The organism is Phytohabitans sp. LJ34 (assembly GCF_052068095.1).
GTDB lineage: Bacteria > Actinomycetota > Actinomycetes > Mycobacteriales > Micromonosporaceae > Phytohabitans.
The window spans coordinates 219347-232151 of record NZ_JBQHDG010000011.1 but is presented as its reverse complement, the minus strand read 5'-3'; the positions used below and the strand labels follow the sequence as shown (position 1 = coordinate 232151).

The 12805-nt window shown below is 68.3% G+C and carries 13 protein-coding genes; 9 read left to right on the top strand and 4 right to left on the bottom strand.

Annotation, left to right across the window (positions count from 1 at the left end; all coding sequences use genetic code 11):
• Window positions 1-22: 22 nt before the first annotated feature.
• The 3 genes from ACTMTJ_RS21150 to ACTMTJ_RS21140 are packed head-to-tail and all read left to right on the top strand — an operon-like array spanning window position 23 to window position 4521.
• Complete coding sequence (locus ACTMTJ_RS21150; RefSeq protein WP_441219130.1) at window positions 23-1018, top strand: ABC transporter permease; 996 nt, start codon at window positions 23-25, stop codon at window positions 1016-1018.
• 12 nt (window positions 1019-1030) lie between these two features.
• Entirely contained in the window at window positions 1031-1954 is a 924-nt protein-coding gene (locus ACTMTJ_RS21145; protein ID WP_441219129.1) for a carbohydrate ABC transporter permease, read from the top strand.
• Window positions 1951-4521 (top strand): exo-rhamnogalacturonan lyase family protein, encoded by a 2571-nt coding sequence (locus ACTMTJ_RS21140; protein WP_441219127.1) that lies wholly within the window; start codon window positions 1951-1953, stop codon window positions 4519-4521. The genes ACTMTJ_RS21145 and ACTMTJ_RS21140 overlap by 4 nt, the downstream gene beginning before the upstream one ends.
• Here ACTMTJ_RS21140 and ACTMTJ_RS21135 read toward each other — a convergent pair.
• On the bottom strand, window positions 4509-5051 hold the full coding sequence (locus ACTMTJ_RS21135) for a hypothetical protein (protein WP_441219125.1): 543 nt from the start codon (window positions 5049-5051) through the stop codon (window positions 4509-4511). The genes ACTMTJ_RS21140 and ACTMTJ_RS21135 overlap by 13 nt on opposite strands.
• Entirely contained in the window at window positions 5048-5626 is a 579-nt protein-coding gene (locus ACTMTJ_RS21130) for an RNA polymerase sigma factor (protein ID WP_441219123.1), read from the bottom strand. Before ACTMTJ_RS21130 ends, ACTMTJ_RS21135 begins: the two co-directional genes overlap by 4 nt.
• Before the next feature lie 192 nt (window positions 5627-5818).
• On the opposite strand from ACTMTJ_RS21130, the gene vanH reads away from it, so the two are divergent.
• From vanH to ACTMTJ_RS21105, 5 genes are all read left to right on the top strand, one after another.
• Entirely contained in the window at window positions 5819-6859 is a 1041-nt protein-coding gene (vanH, locus tag ACTMTJ_RS21125) for a D-lactate dehydrogenase VanH (protein WP_441219121.1), read from the top strand.
• Entirely contained in the window at window positions 6852-7892 is a 1041-nt protein-coding gene (gene vanA-Sc / locus ACTMTJ_RS21120) for a D-alanine--(R)-lactate ligase VanA-Sc (RefSeq protein WP_441219120.1), read from the top strand. The genes vanH and vanA-Sc overlap by 8 nt, the downstream gene beginning before the upstream one ends.
• On the top strand, window positions 7889-8497 hold the full coding sequence (gene vanX / locus ACTMTJ_RS21115) for a D-Ala-D-Ala dipeptidase VanX (protein WP_441219118.1): 609 nt from the start codon (window positions 7889-7891) through the stop codon (window positions 8495-8497). Before vanA-Sc ends, vanX begins: the two co-directional genes overlap by 4 nt.
• A 75-nt stretch (window positions 8498-8572) precedes the next feature.
• The gene (locus tag ACTMTJ_RS21110) at window positions 8573-9046 is read left to right on the top strand and encodes a M15 family metallopeptidase (RefSeq protein ID WP_441219116.1); all 474 of its coding nucleotides are present in this window, start codon (window positions 8573-8575) and stop codon (window positions 9044-9046) included.
• Between the two features lie 16 nt (window positions 9047-9062).
• Window positions 9063-10988 carry a S9 family peptidase gene (locus ACTMTJ_RS21105; protein ID WP_441219114.1) on the top strand — a complete coding sequence of 642 codons (1926 nt, stop codon included), beginning with the start codon at window positions 9063-9065 and terminating at the stop codon, window positions 10986-10988.
• Window positions 10989-10996: 8 nt separating this feature from the next.
• Here the strand turns inward: ACTMTJ_RS21105 and ACTMTJ_RS21100 are convergent, their stop codons facing one another.
• Both ACTMTJ_RS21100 and ACTMTJ_RS21095 read right to left on the bottom strand, forming a co-directional pair.
• Window positions 10997-11602: a hypothetical protein gene (locus ACTMTJ_RS21100; protein WP_441219112.1), complete on the bottom strand. Its 606-nt coding sequence runs from the start codon at window positions 11600-11602 to the stop codon at window positions 10997-10999.
• A gap of 74 nt (window positions 11603-11676) precedes the next feature.
• Window positions 11677-12183, bottom strand: coding sequence for an N-acetyltransferase family protein (locus tag ACTMTJ_RS21095; protein WP_441219110.1), 507 nt, complete (start codon window positions 12181-12183; stop codon window positions 11677-11679).
• 49 nt (window positions 12184-12232) lie between these two features.
• Here ACTMTJ_RS21095 and ACTMTJ_RS21090 point away from each other — a divergent pair, with 49 nt between their 5' ends.
• Complete coding sequence (locus tag ACTMTJ_RS21090; protein ID WP_441219108.1) at window positions 12233-12805, top strand: helix-turn-helix domain-containing protein; 573 nt, start codon at window positions 12233-12235, stop codon at window positions 12803-12805.

Genomic DNA, 12805 nt, shown 5'->3' with positions numbered 1-12805 from the left:
CCTTCGATAGGAGGTGGCCGCTGTGGCCACCGATCTGGTCCCCGGCGTGGCGCCGGAAACGCCGAAGACCACGCGGCCACGAGCCCCGCGCGTACGGGTCCGGAGGTCGCCGGGCCGCCGCCTCGCGCTTGTCGCGCGCAACCGGTGGCTGTACCTGATGCTGCTGCCCGGCGTGGTGTACTTCCTGATCTTCAAGTACTGGCCGATGTACGGGCTGCACATCGCCTTCAAGGACTACGTGCCGTTTCTCGGGTACGCGGACAGCCCGTGGGTCGGCCTGAAGCACTTCGAGTCGTTCTTCGGCGGCCCGGACTTCGGCCGCCTGATGGCCAACACGCTGATCCTGGCGCTGCTCACCGTGGTCTTCGTCTTCCCCGCGCCGATCGTGGTGGCGCTCATGCTGAACGAGCTGCGCGTCCGGATCGTAAAGCGCTCGGTCCAGTCGCTGATCTACATCCCGCACTTCCTGTCGTGGACGATCGTGGCGTCGCTGACCTACCTGCTGTTCTCGGCCGACTTCGGTGTGCTCGCCAACCTCATCCACGACATCATCGGCGGCCAGAAGGCGGACTACGTGGCCCAGGCCGACTGGTTTCGGCCGATCATCGTGCTCCAGCTGCTGTGGAAGCAGACCGGCTGGGGGACGATCATCTACCTGGCCGCACTGGCCAGTGTAGACACACAACTGTACGAGGCGGCCCGGGTCGACGGCGCCGGACGCTGGCGCCAGCTCTGGCACATCACGCTGCCCGCGATCCGGCCGGCGATCGTGGTGATGGCCATCCTGACCTCGGGCAACCTGCTGGACAGCGGGTTCGAACAGATCTGGCTGATGACGACCTCGCTCAACCGCTCGACCGCGGACGTCTTCGACACGTTCGTGTACTACGTCGGCATCACGCAGGGTGCCTTCAGCTACTCCACCGCGGTCGGCCTCTTCAAGGGCGTGGTCGGTGTGTTCCTGATCGTCGGCTCGAACTGGCTGGCCAAGCGCCTCGGCGAGCGCGGACTGTACTGAGAGGCGACTGACATGGCACTCGACAAGGTCGCCCGCAAGGCAACCGGCAAGCGCTCATCGGTGCGGCACTACGACTCGCTCGGCAGCCGGGTCTTCGACGTCCTGAACGTCCTCGTCCTGCTGTCGCTCGCGGCCATCACCGTGCTGCCGCTGCTCTACGTCTTCGCGGGCTCGTTCGCCTCCGAATCCGAGATCGACGCCCGGCCGTTCTTCCTGTGGCCGGAGAAGTTCGTCACCGACGCGTACGAATTCATGTTCTCGGGCGACGTGTTCATCCGCGCGCTGCTCACCACCATCGGCGTGACCGCCGTCGGCACGGTGGTCCAGGTGGCGCTCACGCTCACGATGGCGTACCCGCTGTCGAAGCGGAACCTGCCGGGCCGCACCTTCTTCATCAACCTGGTCCTCTTTACGCTGATCTTCACCGGCGGCATGATCCCGACCTACCTGGTGGTGCGCGAGGTCGGGCTGCTCGACAGCTACTGGGCGCTGATCCTGCCGCTGGCCATCAACCCGTTCTACCTCCTCATCGTCAAGGCGTTCTTCCAGGAGCTGCCGGAGGCGCTCGAGGAGGCGGCGCGGATCGACGGCTGCAACGAGCTCCAGGTCTTCTGGCGGATCGTGCTGCCGCTGTCCAAGCCGGTCATCGCGACGTTCTCGCTGTTCTACGCGGTCGCGATCTGGAACGACTACATGTCGCCGCTGCTCTACATCAACGACGAGAACAAGTGGACGCTCCAGGTGCTGGTCCGCCAGCTCACCGCGCCCAACTCGGACTCGGAGAACGTGTTGAACCAGCAGGCTTCCGCGGCCTTCCCGCTACAGGGCCTGAAGTTCGCCGTCATCGTGCTGGCGACGGTGCCGATCCTGCTGGTGTACCCGTTCCTGCAAAAGCACTTCGCCAAGGGTGTCCTCATTGGATCGGTGAAGGAGTGACCCGCCTGGGTTGGCTCGACGGTCCCAGGCGGCAGGGCGTCACCTGGGGACTGCCTTGGCTCCGCGGCACGGTCGCCGCGGATACCCCGTTCGCGCTGGCCGACGGCACGCCGCTGCAAAGCTGGACCGCGGCCACCTGGCCGGACGGCTCGGTCAAGTGGTCGGCGCACGCGATCGGCCGGCAGCAGGACCCCGCCGCGTCGTACGAGGTGGTGGCCGGACGCGCCCCGGACCCACCCGCCGAGCCGGTCACGGTGGTGGCGTCGGACGACGAGCTCCGGGTCGGCACCGGGCCGGTGACGTGGACGCTGCGCCGCCCGCACCTGATCGCGTCGATCGAGTACGGCGGCCGGCAGGTCGTGCGGGCGGCGCGGCTGGTGAGCCTGCGGCAGCACCGGCCCGACGAAGACGGTTCCCGCAACCGCCACCAGATCACCGCCGAGGTCGAGCGGATCACGGTCGAGCAGGACGGTCCGGTGCGTGCCGTCGTACGGCTGGAAGGACACCACGGCGGCTGGTTGCCGTTCAGCGTCCGGTTGTACTTCTACGCCGGCGCCCCGGACGTACGCGTCGTGCACACCTTCGTCTGGGACGGCGATCCCGAGCGGGACTTCCTCGCCGGGCTCGGGCTGAGCGCCGACGTGGTGATGCGCGACGACCCGCACGACCGGCACGTCCGGCTCGCCGGACCGGAGGGATTCCTCACCGAGGCGGTCCGCGGCCTGACCGGTCTGCGCCGCGACCCGGGCGCTGCCGTGCGGCGCCGGCAGGTCGCCGGCCACGCGGTCGGCGACATCGCCGATCCCGCCGTCTCCGGGCGGCTGCATCTGATTCCACAGTGGAACGACTACACCCTCGACCAGACCAGCGCCGACGGCTTCCTGCTACGCAAGCGGACGGCGCCCGGCCACGCCTGGGTCACCATCCCGTCGGGTACCCGGTCGGCGGGATACGGATACGTCGGTGGCGCGACCGGAGGCGGTCTCGGGTTCGGCCTTCGCGACTTCTGGAAGCTGCATCCGACCCGGCTCGACATCCGCGGGGCGGCGACCGGCCTGGCGACGGCGACGGTGTGGATGTGGTCGCCGACCGCCCCGGCCATGGATCTGCGCTACTGGCACGACGGCATGGGCCAGGACACCTTCGCCAAGCAGCTCGAGGGCCTCGAGATAACTTACGAGGACTACGAGCCCGGCTACGGTACCCCGCACGGGATCGCGCGGACACACGAGCTGAGCCTGCGGGTCCACGACGCGACACCGTCCAATGAGGAGCTCGCCGAGCACGCCTCGATGCTCAGCTCCCCCGGGCTGCTGACCGCCTCGCCCGAGCATCTGCGGGCCGCGAACGTCTTCGGCAGCTGGAGCCTGCCCGACGCGCGCCACAAGGACGTCGAGGAGCGCCTGGACTTCCTGTTCGATTACTACGTACGCCAACGCGAACAACGCCGCTGGTACGGGTTCTGGGACTACGGCGACGTCATGCACGAGTACGACCCCGACCGGCACACCTGGCGCTACGACGTCGGCGGATACGCCTGGGACAACTCGGAGCTCTCCCCCGATCTGTGGCTGTGGTACCAGTACCTGCGCACCGGCCGGGCCGACGTCTTCCGCTTCGCCGAGGCGATGACCCGGCACACCGGCGAGGTCGACGTCTACCACCTCGGCCGCTGGAAAGGCCTCGGCTCCCGGCACAACGTGCAGCACTGGGGGTGCAGCTGCAAGCAGCTGCGCATCTCCAACGCGGTCTACCGGCGGTTCTACTACTACCTGACCGCCGACGAGCGGACCGGTGACCTGCTCGACGAGCTCGCCTCACCGGAAGAGACGTTCGTGGTCGTCGACCCACATCGCAAGATCCGCACGGACGCCTACGTGCCCGACCCGAGCGCCCTGTCGGTCAGCCTCGGCACCGACTGGGGATCCCTCGCCGCCGCCTGGCTCACCCGGTGGGAGCGGCACGGCGACACCCGGGCACGCGACCGGCTGCTCGGCACGATGGCCGACATCGGCAAGCTGCGGCACGGCTTCCTCACCGGCCAGGCCCGGCTCGACCTGGCGACGGGCCGCTTCGACACCACATTGGACGGCGTCAGCGTCTCGCACCTGTCGGCCGTCTTCGGCCTCCCGGAGGTCATTGCCGAGCTCATCGACCTCGACCTCGACCTGCCGGAGTTCGAGCGGGCCTGGCTTGACTACTGCCGCCTCTACCTGGCACCGCCGGAGCGGCAGGAGTCCGAGGTGGGGCAGGCGCTCACGGGCATCTCACTCGTCCAGGCACACAGCCGCCTCGCCGCGTACGCCGCGGCGCGCACCGGCGACGCCGACCTGGCCGCACTCGCCTGGCGAAAGTTCGCCCTCGACGAGGGCGACCAGCTCAACAGCAACGCCCTGCAACGCCAGCCGGAGTGGACGCTGACCCGGATCGACGGCGCCCAGGTGCTGATGCCGGTCGACGAGGCCGCGTTCGTGCGCACCAACGACGCGGCGCAGTACGGGCTCGCCGCGATCCAGCTGCTCGCCCTCATCCCCCACACCCGTCCCGCCGACGCTCAGCCGGCGTAGGGGTCCACCACACATTTCGGTCCGGGTGCGAGGTACGGGATCGCCACCGCGTTGGGCGGCTGACCCGGCTCACGCTTGCTCGGGATGACCACGACCAGGGTGTTCGGCGGCAGCTTGTGCGGGTAGACCCGCGCGATGTTGTCGTTCGGCTCCGGCATGACGATGTACGAGGTGACCCCGTCCGGTGCCACCGTGCCCCGGTCCGAAACCGGGCAGTCTTCGGGGGCCGAGGGCGGCATGACGACGACCCGGTTGCCCGTGTCACGCAGCTTCCGGTTCGCCTCCACCGGACTGCTCACCCGGTTCACGGTCACCGAGACGCTCCCGTCCGGCTCGTTGGTGACCGCGTACGCCGGAGTCTGTCCCTTGTGGACGACGCTGACGGCGGCCGCGGTGACGGCGGCCATGCCCACCGCGACGCCGCCCAGGGCCAGCCGCGGACGGACCCGCCGGACCGGCGCCGGCTCCCCCGCCGGTGCCACCGCCCGGGAACGCAGTTCGTCGAGCAGAGCCTGCTGGAAGTTGGTCATTCTGGTTCCTCCTGTAGTCGCAACGCGGTGCGCAGCCGTGCCCGGGCGCGGAACAACCGCACCCTCGCCAACCCGGGCAGCATCCCCATCGCGGTCGCGGCCTCGTTCGGGGTCAGTCCCGTGACGTCGACCAGTTGGACAAGCTCGCGCTCGGTCTTGGACAGCTCGCCCAACAGCGCGCGAACGGGCCGTACCCGCTGCTCGGCGGCGATCTGGTCCTCCAGGACCGCGATGTCCTCGGCGTCCAGCAGCCGGCGTCCGGCGAACCGGGTCACCGCCTGCCGATCGGCCGCGCGCTGACGGTGGAAGCGGCGCAATGTGTTGTGTCCGATGCCGAGCAGCCACGCCAGCGGCCGTCCACGCCCTGGGTCGTACCGCGCGGCGGACTGCATGGCCGCGATGAACGTGTCGGCGACGAGGTCCGCCACGTCGTGCGGATCCCGCAGGCGACGCGCGAAGTAGCGGACCACATCCGCGTAGTGGGCCAGGTAGAACTCCTCCAGCGCCTCCCGGTCACTGCCGATGTGGCGCACCCGCTCCACGTCCAGGTCACTGGCGGCTCGGTTATCGGTCACACCTTCTCTTGCCACCAACCCCACCCGCCGTTACACCGGTTCTCCATCTCGCCAGCCAAGAGGACGCCCAGCGGTGGCCCGCCAAACTGCGGCCCGTGACCGCGGCCAGCCCGTTACCGGCCGGTAGCATATCGTCGGCATATCGAAAACCACATACGTAGCGGCAACACGCGGCTGCCTTGACTGGAGGGCATGCCCTTCAGCGAACCGGCGCGAACAGCGGTCCGCCGCACCCGAACGCTGGCGCCCTCGCCCACCCCGGTCGCCCCGACAACGGGGATCACGATTTATGGATGCGGGCAGGACGAGGCCGTCTTGTTTCGGGAGATGGCGCCTCGCTTCGGCATCATGCCGGCGATCACCGAGGCGGCAGTATCCGAGGCCAACGTCGAGCTGGCACGAGGAAATCGGTGCGTCAGCGTCGGTCACAAGACTCAAATCACCAACTCCACTCTCCTTGCGCTCAGCCGGGCCGGCGTAGCCTACATCTCCACGAGAAGCATCGGGTACAACCACATCGACGTGACGTACGCGCGGAGCGTCGGCATTTTCGTCGAGAACGTGTCCTACTCGCCCGACAGCGTGGCCGACTACACGCTGATGCTGATGCTGATGGCGGTGCGCAGCGCGAAGTCCATCGTGCTCCGTGCCGAGGTTCACGACTACAGGCTCAACGAGGTGCGCGGTAAGGAGCTGCGCGACCTGACGGTCGGGGTCGTCGGAACGGGTCGCATCGGCACCGCGGTCATGGACAGGCTGCGCGGTTTCGGCTGCCGAATATTGGCGTACGACAGTCAACCCAAGGCGTCCGTGGACTACGTCTCCCTGGACGAACTGCTACGGCAGAGCGACATCGTCACGCTCCATACACCGCTCAGCGCGGATACACACCATCTCCTGGACCGCCGGCGGATCGACCGGATGAAACGCGGGGCGTTCGTCGTCAACACCGGCCGCGGTTCCCTTCTCGACACCGAGGCGCTCATCTCCGCGTTGGAGAGCGGCAAGCTGGGCGGTGCGGCGCTGGACGTCCTCGAGGGAGAGGAAGGGATCTTCTACGCCGACTGTAGAGACAAGCCCATCGACAGCAAGGCGCTGTTGCGCCTGCAAAAGCTGCCGAATGTGCTCATCAGTCCGCACACCGCCTACTACACAGACCACGCCCTGCGCGACACCGTCGAAAATTCCATCGTCAATTGCCTGAGATTTGAGAGCAGAAGCCAGCATGGATAGGTTGAAAATCGGGGTCATGTTCGGGGGCTGTTCCGAAGAGCACCCTATCTCCATCAAATCCGCGCAAGAGGTCGCCAGCAGCCTCGACACCGAGAAGTACGAACCGTACTACATCGGGATTACGAGGAACGGTGCCTGGAACCTTTGTGACGGCCCTGGCCCAGATTGGGAGAGCGGCAACTGCCGTCCGGCCGTGCTGTCACCGGACAGAAGCGTCCAAGGACTGCTCGTCCTGGAGGACGGAAAATACGAAACGATCAGTCTGGACCTGGTGCTGCCCGTCCTGCACGGCAAGCTCGGCGAGGACGGCGCGACGCAGGGTTTGCTGGAGCTCTCCGGCATCCCCTACGTGGGCTGCGACGTCCAAGGCTCCGTCCTGTGCATGGACAAGTCCCTCGCCTACGTCGTCGCGCGAAACGCGGGAATCGCCACGCCGAACTTCTGGATCGTCACGGCGAACGAGAGCATCGATCCCGACCTGCTCACCTATCCGGTCTTCGTAAAGCCGGCCCGTTCGGGTTCGTCCTTCGGCGTCAGCAAGGTAACTCGCCGGGAAGAGCTGTCGAGTGCGCTGGAAACCGCGCGGCGGTACGACTCGAAGGTGCTGATCGAAGAAGCCGTCGTCGGCAGCGAGGTCGGGTGCGCCATCCTGGGGAACGATCTGGAGCTGATCGCCGGCGAGGTGGATCGAATCGCCCTGTCCCATGGCTTCTTCAGGATCCATCAGGAGAGCGAGCCCGAGACCGGTTCCGAAAACTCGACGCCCATCGTCCCCGCGGACATTCCGGCGGAGTCGCGCCTCCTCGTCCAGGAGACCGCGAAGGCCATCTACCGCGCCCTGGGATGCAGGGGGCTCTCGCGGGTGGACATGTTCCTCAAGGAGGATGGCACGGTCGTCCTCAACGAGGTCAACACCATGCCCGGGATGACCTCGTACAGCCGCTATCCGAGGATGATGGCGGCCGCCGGACTGCCCCTCACCGACGTGATCGACCGGTTGGTGTCGCTGACACTGACAGGAAAACTTCGATGAGGGATGACTTCGCTTTCGTGGACGAGCTTGTGCCCGGGATACGTTGGGACGCCAAGTACGCCACGTGGGACAACTTCACCGGCAAACCGGTGGACGGATACCTGGCAAATCGCATCGTCGGCACAAGGGCGCTGTGTACCGCCCTGGAAAAGGCACGGGACAAGGCCGAGTCTCTCGGCTTCGGCCTGCTGCTCTGGGACGGGTATCGACCGCAACGCGCCGTGGATCGCTTTGTGCGCTGGTCAAAGCAGCCGGAGGATGGCCGGACGAAGCTACGACACTATCCGAACATCGACCGACCCGAGATGTTCGAAAGAGGGTACGTGGCCGCCAAGTCCGGCCACAGTCGGGGCAGCACCGTCGACCTGACCCTCTATCACTTGGAGACCGACGAACTCGCTCACATGGGCGGCGACCATGATCTGATGGATTTGATCTCACATCACGGCGCCGAAAGGATCGCCCAGGCCGAAGCGACGAACCGGCAACACCTCCGCTCCATCATGGAGACGTGCGGCTTCATCCCGTACGAATGCGAGTGGTGGCACTACACCTTGAAAGACGAGCCGTACCCGGACACGTATTTCGACTTTCCCATCGCGTAGTTCGCCGCTCACATATCGTCTGCCTATCGAAAACGGCGTACGCGCTGGCAACACCGCGTTGCCTTGACTGGTGGCATGAGTGAAACCACATCACCACAAAGCCTTCGGGCCGCCCTCCGCGGCGGCGTGACCGTCTTCGACGACTGGTATCCCGGGGTAGCCAATCTCCACCCTGAGCTGCTCCGGGCCGTGCGCGCGGCGGCCACGGACGCCGCCGCCGACGGCATCGAGTTCTACGTCAACAGCGGTTGGCGTTCCCCGGAGTACCAGAACGAGCTTCTCCGGGAGGCGGTCTGGAAGTACGGCTCGGAGGAGGAGGCCGCCCGATGGGTCGCCACCGCGGACACGTCGGCTCACGTGTCCGGCGACGCGATCGACATCGGGCCCTCCGACGCCGCGGCGTGGCTGTCGCGGCACGGCGCCCGGTACGGGCTGTGCCAGATCTACCGCAACGAGCCCTGGCACTACGAACTGCGCCCCGAGGCGGTCGACCGCGGCTGCCCGCCCATGTACGCCGACCCCACACACGATCCGAGGATGCGGCGATGATCGATACTGTGCCCCAATGGACCGTGCACAGCTCACCGCCGAGATGGTGGTCGACGGTCGTGTCCCGCGGGCGTTGGCGCTGTCGCCGGACGGCAAGTGGGTCGCCTACGTGGTCGCCCCGGTCGGGCAGGCGGGTGTTCACCCGGTCAGCGAGCTCTGGGCCGCCGCCGCCGACGGGACCGCTCCCCCGCGGCGACTGACCTCGGGCGAGGCATACGATTCGGCGCCGCGGTGGACCGGGGATTCGACGGCACTCTACTTCCTGTCCGACCGGGCCGAGCGTGGCACGGCGCAGCTGCACCGGGTCGGGCTGTTCGACGGCGTCGTGCGGGCGGTCACGTCCTGGGCCGGCGGGGTGTCCGGACACCTCCCGCTCGCCGATCCGGACCTTGTCGTGGTGATCGCCCCCGACCCACCGTCCGATGAGGACAGGCGTCGGGAGCGCGAGCGTGACGACGCGCGGGTGTGGGGTGAACGCGTCCGCCCGGACCGGCTGCGACTGCTCGACGTACGCGGCGGCGAGGTCCGGACGCCGGACGCGTTCGGCGATCGCCATGTCGTCGAGGTCGTGCGGCGGCCCGGCGACGGGATCCTGGCGGCACTGACCTGGTCGACCCCGGACGTGGATCCCGGCCTCGTGGAGCCGGCTCTGCACCTGCTCGACTCGCACACCGGCGTGACGCGCGACCTCGGGCCGGCCGCGGCGGGCGCGTCGTCGCTCGTCTGGTGGCCCGCCCGCGACGGCTGGCACCTGGCATATCTCGCGAAGACCCCACCCGCTCTGGTAGGCGGACACGCGGTGCTCGACGTCGCGGTACCGGCGAGCGGGCCGGCCGGTGGCCACCGCAACCTGACCGCCGGCATGACCGCCTGCCCGAGCGACCTGGTGCAGGTCGACACCGGCCCGCCGCTGGTGCTGGTCGCCGACGGGCTCGACACGGCGATCCACCGGCTCGATCCGGCCGGGCCCAACCTCGTCGAGGTGTCCCGGATGGACGGCCTCGCGACGTCGTTGACCACAAACCGCGACGGTGCCGCCATCGCGGCGGTGGTGAGCACGTCCTACGAGCCCGGAAACGTCCACGCCGGCCCCACGAGCGGGCCGCTGGCGAGGCTGACCGACCTCGGGCCCGAGCTGCGCGACGTGCGGTGGGGTGTCCAGGAACGCCTGTCGTACAAGGCGTTCGACGGACTGGCTCTCGACGGCCTGCTGATCCTGCCCGCCGGCCGGTCCCGCGCGGACGGGCCCTTTCCACTGGTGACCATCGTCCACGGCGGCCCGTACGACCGGCACGCCGACCGGCTCATGCTCAATTGGCACCCGTCTGGCCAGTGGCTGGCGACCGCGGGCTACGCCGTGTTTCTGCCCAACCCGCGCGGCGGCCGGGGCCACGGTCACGACTTCGCGGTGCGCGTCGCCGGCGCGGTCGGCCTGGACGAGTGGACTGACATCCGCGCCGGCATCGACATGCTCGTCGCCTCGGGCGTCGCCGACCCGGACCGGCTGGGCATCGGCGGCTGGAGCCACGGCGGTTTCATGGCCGCGTGGGCGGTCGGGCAGACCGACCGGTTCAAGGCCGCCGTCATGGGCGCCGGGATCAGCGACTGGGGCATGCTCGCCGCGACCGGGGAGGAGGGGCGCTTCGAGTCCGCTCTCGGCGGCAGCAGCGGCTGGGAAGGAACCGGCCCGCACCGCCACGACCGGCTCAGCCCGATCTCGTACGCCTCCAGGGTCCGCACACCGGTGCTGATCCTGCACGGCGAGAACGACACGAACGTCCCGGTATCACAGGCGGAGTTCTTCTACCGCGCGCTGCGCGGCTTCGGTGTCGAGCACACCTACGTCGTCTATCCCCGGGAGGGTCATTCGATCCGCGAACGCAACCACCAACTCGACGTGCTCCGCCGCACCCGCGCCTGGTTCGACCGGTGGCTCGGATGAACCGCGCCTCACACGTGGCCCACTGAGTCGATCCTGGTGACCTGAAGCCCCCACGGGTCGACAGGGGTGTCGCCGAACGGCATCACGAACGTGTACCAGTCGCCTTCGATCTTTTCGAAGATCTCGCCCTCGTCCCAGATGTGGTCGGTCGGCGATACCCCAGGGCACCAGGCCAGCCCGGATCCGACCGCCATGGCCGGTTCACGCACGCTGTAGAGCGTGCAACCGTCCATGTAGAACCGAGAGCGGAACCGGTAGGGCCCGACGCGGGTGTCGTCGTTCGTCGAGGCGCGATCGGCGAGCTGCTCCAGATCCGCCCGGTAGTGGGCGAACGTGGCCTTGCCGACGAGGTCACCCGAGGCTGTCCACCAGCTCACGACGAGCACGAACGGAAACACCGCGAGCGGCCACAGCCGCCACCGCGAATCGGGAGGGTCGCGACGCCACCACCTGACCCCGATCACCGCCCACGCGACCCCGACGATCGTCCAGCACCACAGCGCTCCGACGACGAAGTCGTAGTAGCCGCCGGGCACGCACACGCCGTACAGCATCAGGCTGGCCGGCAACACCGCGGCCGCCGCGACACACAGAGACGCCCCTCGCCACTTCACGCTTCATAAGACGCCCCCGGCCACACTTTGGTGTACCAGTCGATTGTGGAGTGTTTGTGAAAGCTTGCCGGTCACTAACGCAGGGTGCGTTGCATGAGCGCTGTGTCGATCCAGCGGCCGTGCTTGTGGCCCACGCCGCTCAGCCTGCCCACGTCGGCGAAGCCGAGGCGGCGGTGCAGGGCGGCGGAGGCGTCGCTGCCGGTGTCGGCTATGACGGCGATGACCTGCCGGACGCCGGCGTGTGCGCAGTCCTGAAGCAGCCGCTCCAGCAGGGCGCGTCCCACTCCGCGACCGGTCCAGCCCGGCGCGAGGTAGATCGTGTCCTCGACGGTGTAGCGGTAGGCCGGCTTCGGCCGCCAGGGGCTGGCGTAGGCGTACCCGACGGTTTCGCCGCCGATCCTCGCCACGAGGAACGGCAGGCCCTGCCCGGACAGGTCCGCCATCCGCTGCCGCCAGTATTCGACCGTCGGCGGCACCTGCTCGAACGTGGCGACCGTGTCGGTGACGTAGTGGGCGTAGATCGTGGTGACGGTCTCCAGGTCGGCGGGCGTCGCCGGTGCGACGGTCAGGTCCGTGGGCATGGCTTCCATCCGATTTCGCTATCGTGAAACGTCTGGCTATTATAGCGAAATGACGGATCTTGTCGAACTCGGCCGCCGCATCCAGGCGGCCCGGCTCGATCGCGCGTTGACGCTTCAGGCGCTGGCGGAGGCGGCCTCGGTCAGCGTCAGCATGCTCTCCTCCGTCGAACGTGGACAGAAAGCACCCACGATCGTCGTGCTCGCCCGCATCGCCGACGGGCTCGGCGTGCCGTTGACCGAGCTCGTCGCCGCCGACGGGCCGCGCGTAGTCGTGCGACGCGCGGCCGAGCAGGACGTCGTCGACGAGCCAGGCGGCTGGCAGCGCACGATCCTCACGCCGGTCGTGCCGGGGGTGAACTTCGAGTGGATCCGCTCCACGCTGCCGCCTGGCCGCGACGCGGGCGAGTTTCCGGCCTACGCACCGGGGTCGCACGAGTTCGTCGTCGTGCAGTCAGGCACCTTGCGGCTGACCGTCGGCGACACGTCGCTGACACTGTCGCCGGGCGACTCGGTCTACTTCGCCGCCGACGTCCCGCACAGCTACGCCAACCCGGACACCGTCGCCTGCACCTACTACGTCGCGGCGCTCGTCATGCGGCCGCGCCGCCCGCGGCAGGCCTGA

What these genes read in the sequence shown, in the direction of transcription:
- ACTMTJ_RS21090 (WP_441219108.1), top strand. Translation starts at nt 12,233, where the DNA reads ATGACGGATCTTGTCGAACTCGGCCGCCGCATCCAGGCGGCCCGGCTC.
- vanA-Sc (WP_441219120.1), top strand. Translation starts at nt 6,852, where the DNA reads ATGGATAGGTTGAAAATCGGGGTCATGTTCGGGGGCTGTTCCGAAGAG.
- ACTMTJ_RS21135 (WP_441219125.1), bottom strand. Translation starts at nt 5,051, where the DNA reads ATGACCAACTTCCAGCAGGCTCTGCTCGACGAACTGCGTTCCCGGGCG.
- vanX (WP_441219118.1), top strand. Translation starts at nt 7,889, where the DNA reads ATGAGGGATGACTTCGCTTTCGTGGACGAGCTTGTGCCCGGGATACGT.
- vanH (WP_441219121.1), top strand. Translation starts at nt 5,819, where the DNA reads ATGCCCTTCAGCGAACCGGCGCGAACAGCGGTCCGCCGCACCCGAACG.
- ACTMTJ_RS21105 (WP_441219114.1), top strand. Translation starts at nt 9,063, where the DNA reads ATGGACCGTGCACAGCTCACCGCCGAGATGGTGGTCGACGGTCGTGTC.
- ACTMTJ_RS21145 (WP_441219129.1), top strand. Translation starts at nt 1,031, where the DNA reads ATGGCACTCGACAAGGTCGCCCGCAAGGCAACCGGCAAGCGCTCATCG.
- ACTMTJ_RS21095 (WP_441219110.1), bottom strand. Translation starts at nt 12,183, where the DNA reads ATGCCCACGGACCTGACCGTCGCACCGGCGACGCCCGCCGACCTGGAG.
- ACTMTJ_RS21110 (WP_441219116.1), top strand. Translation starts at nt 8,573, where the DNA reads ATGAGTGAAACCACATCACCACAAAGCCTTCGGGCCGCCCTCCGCGGC.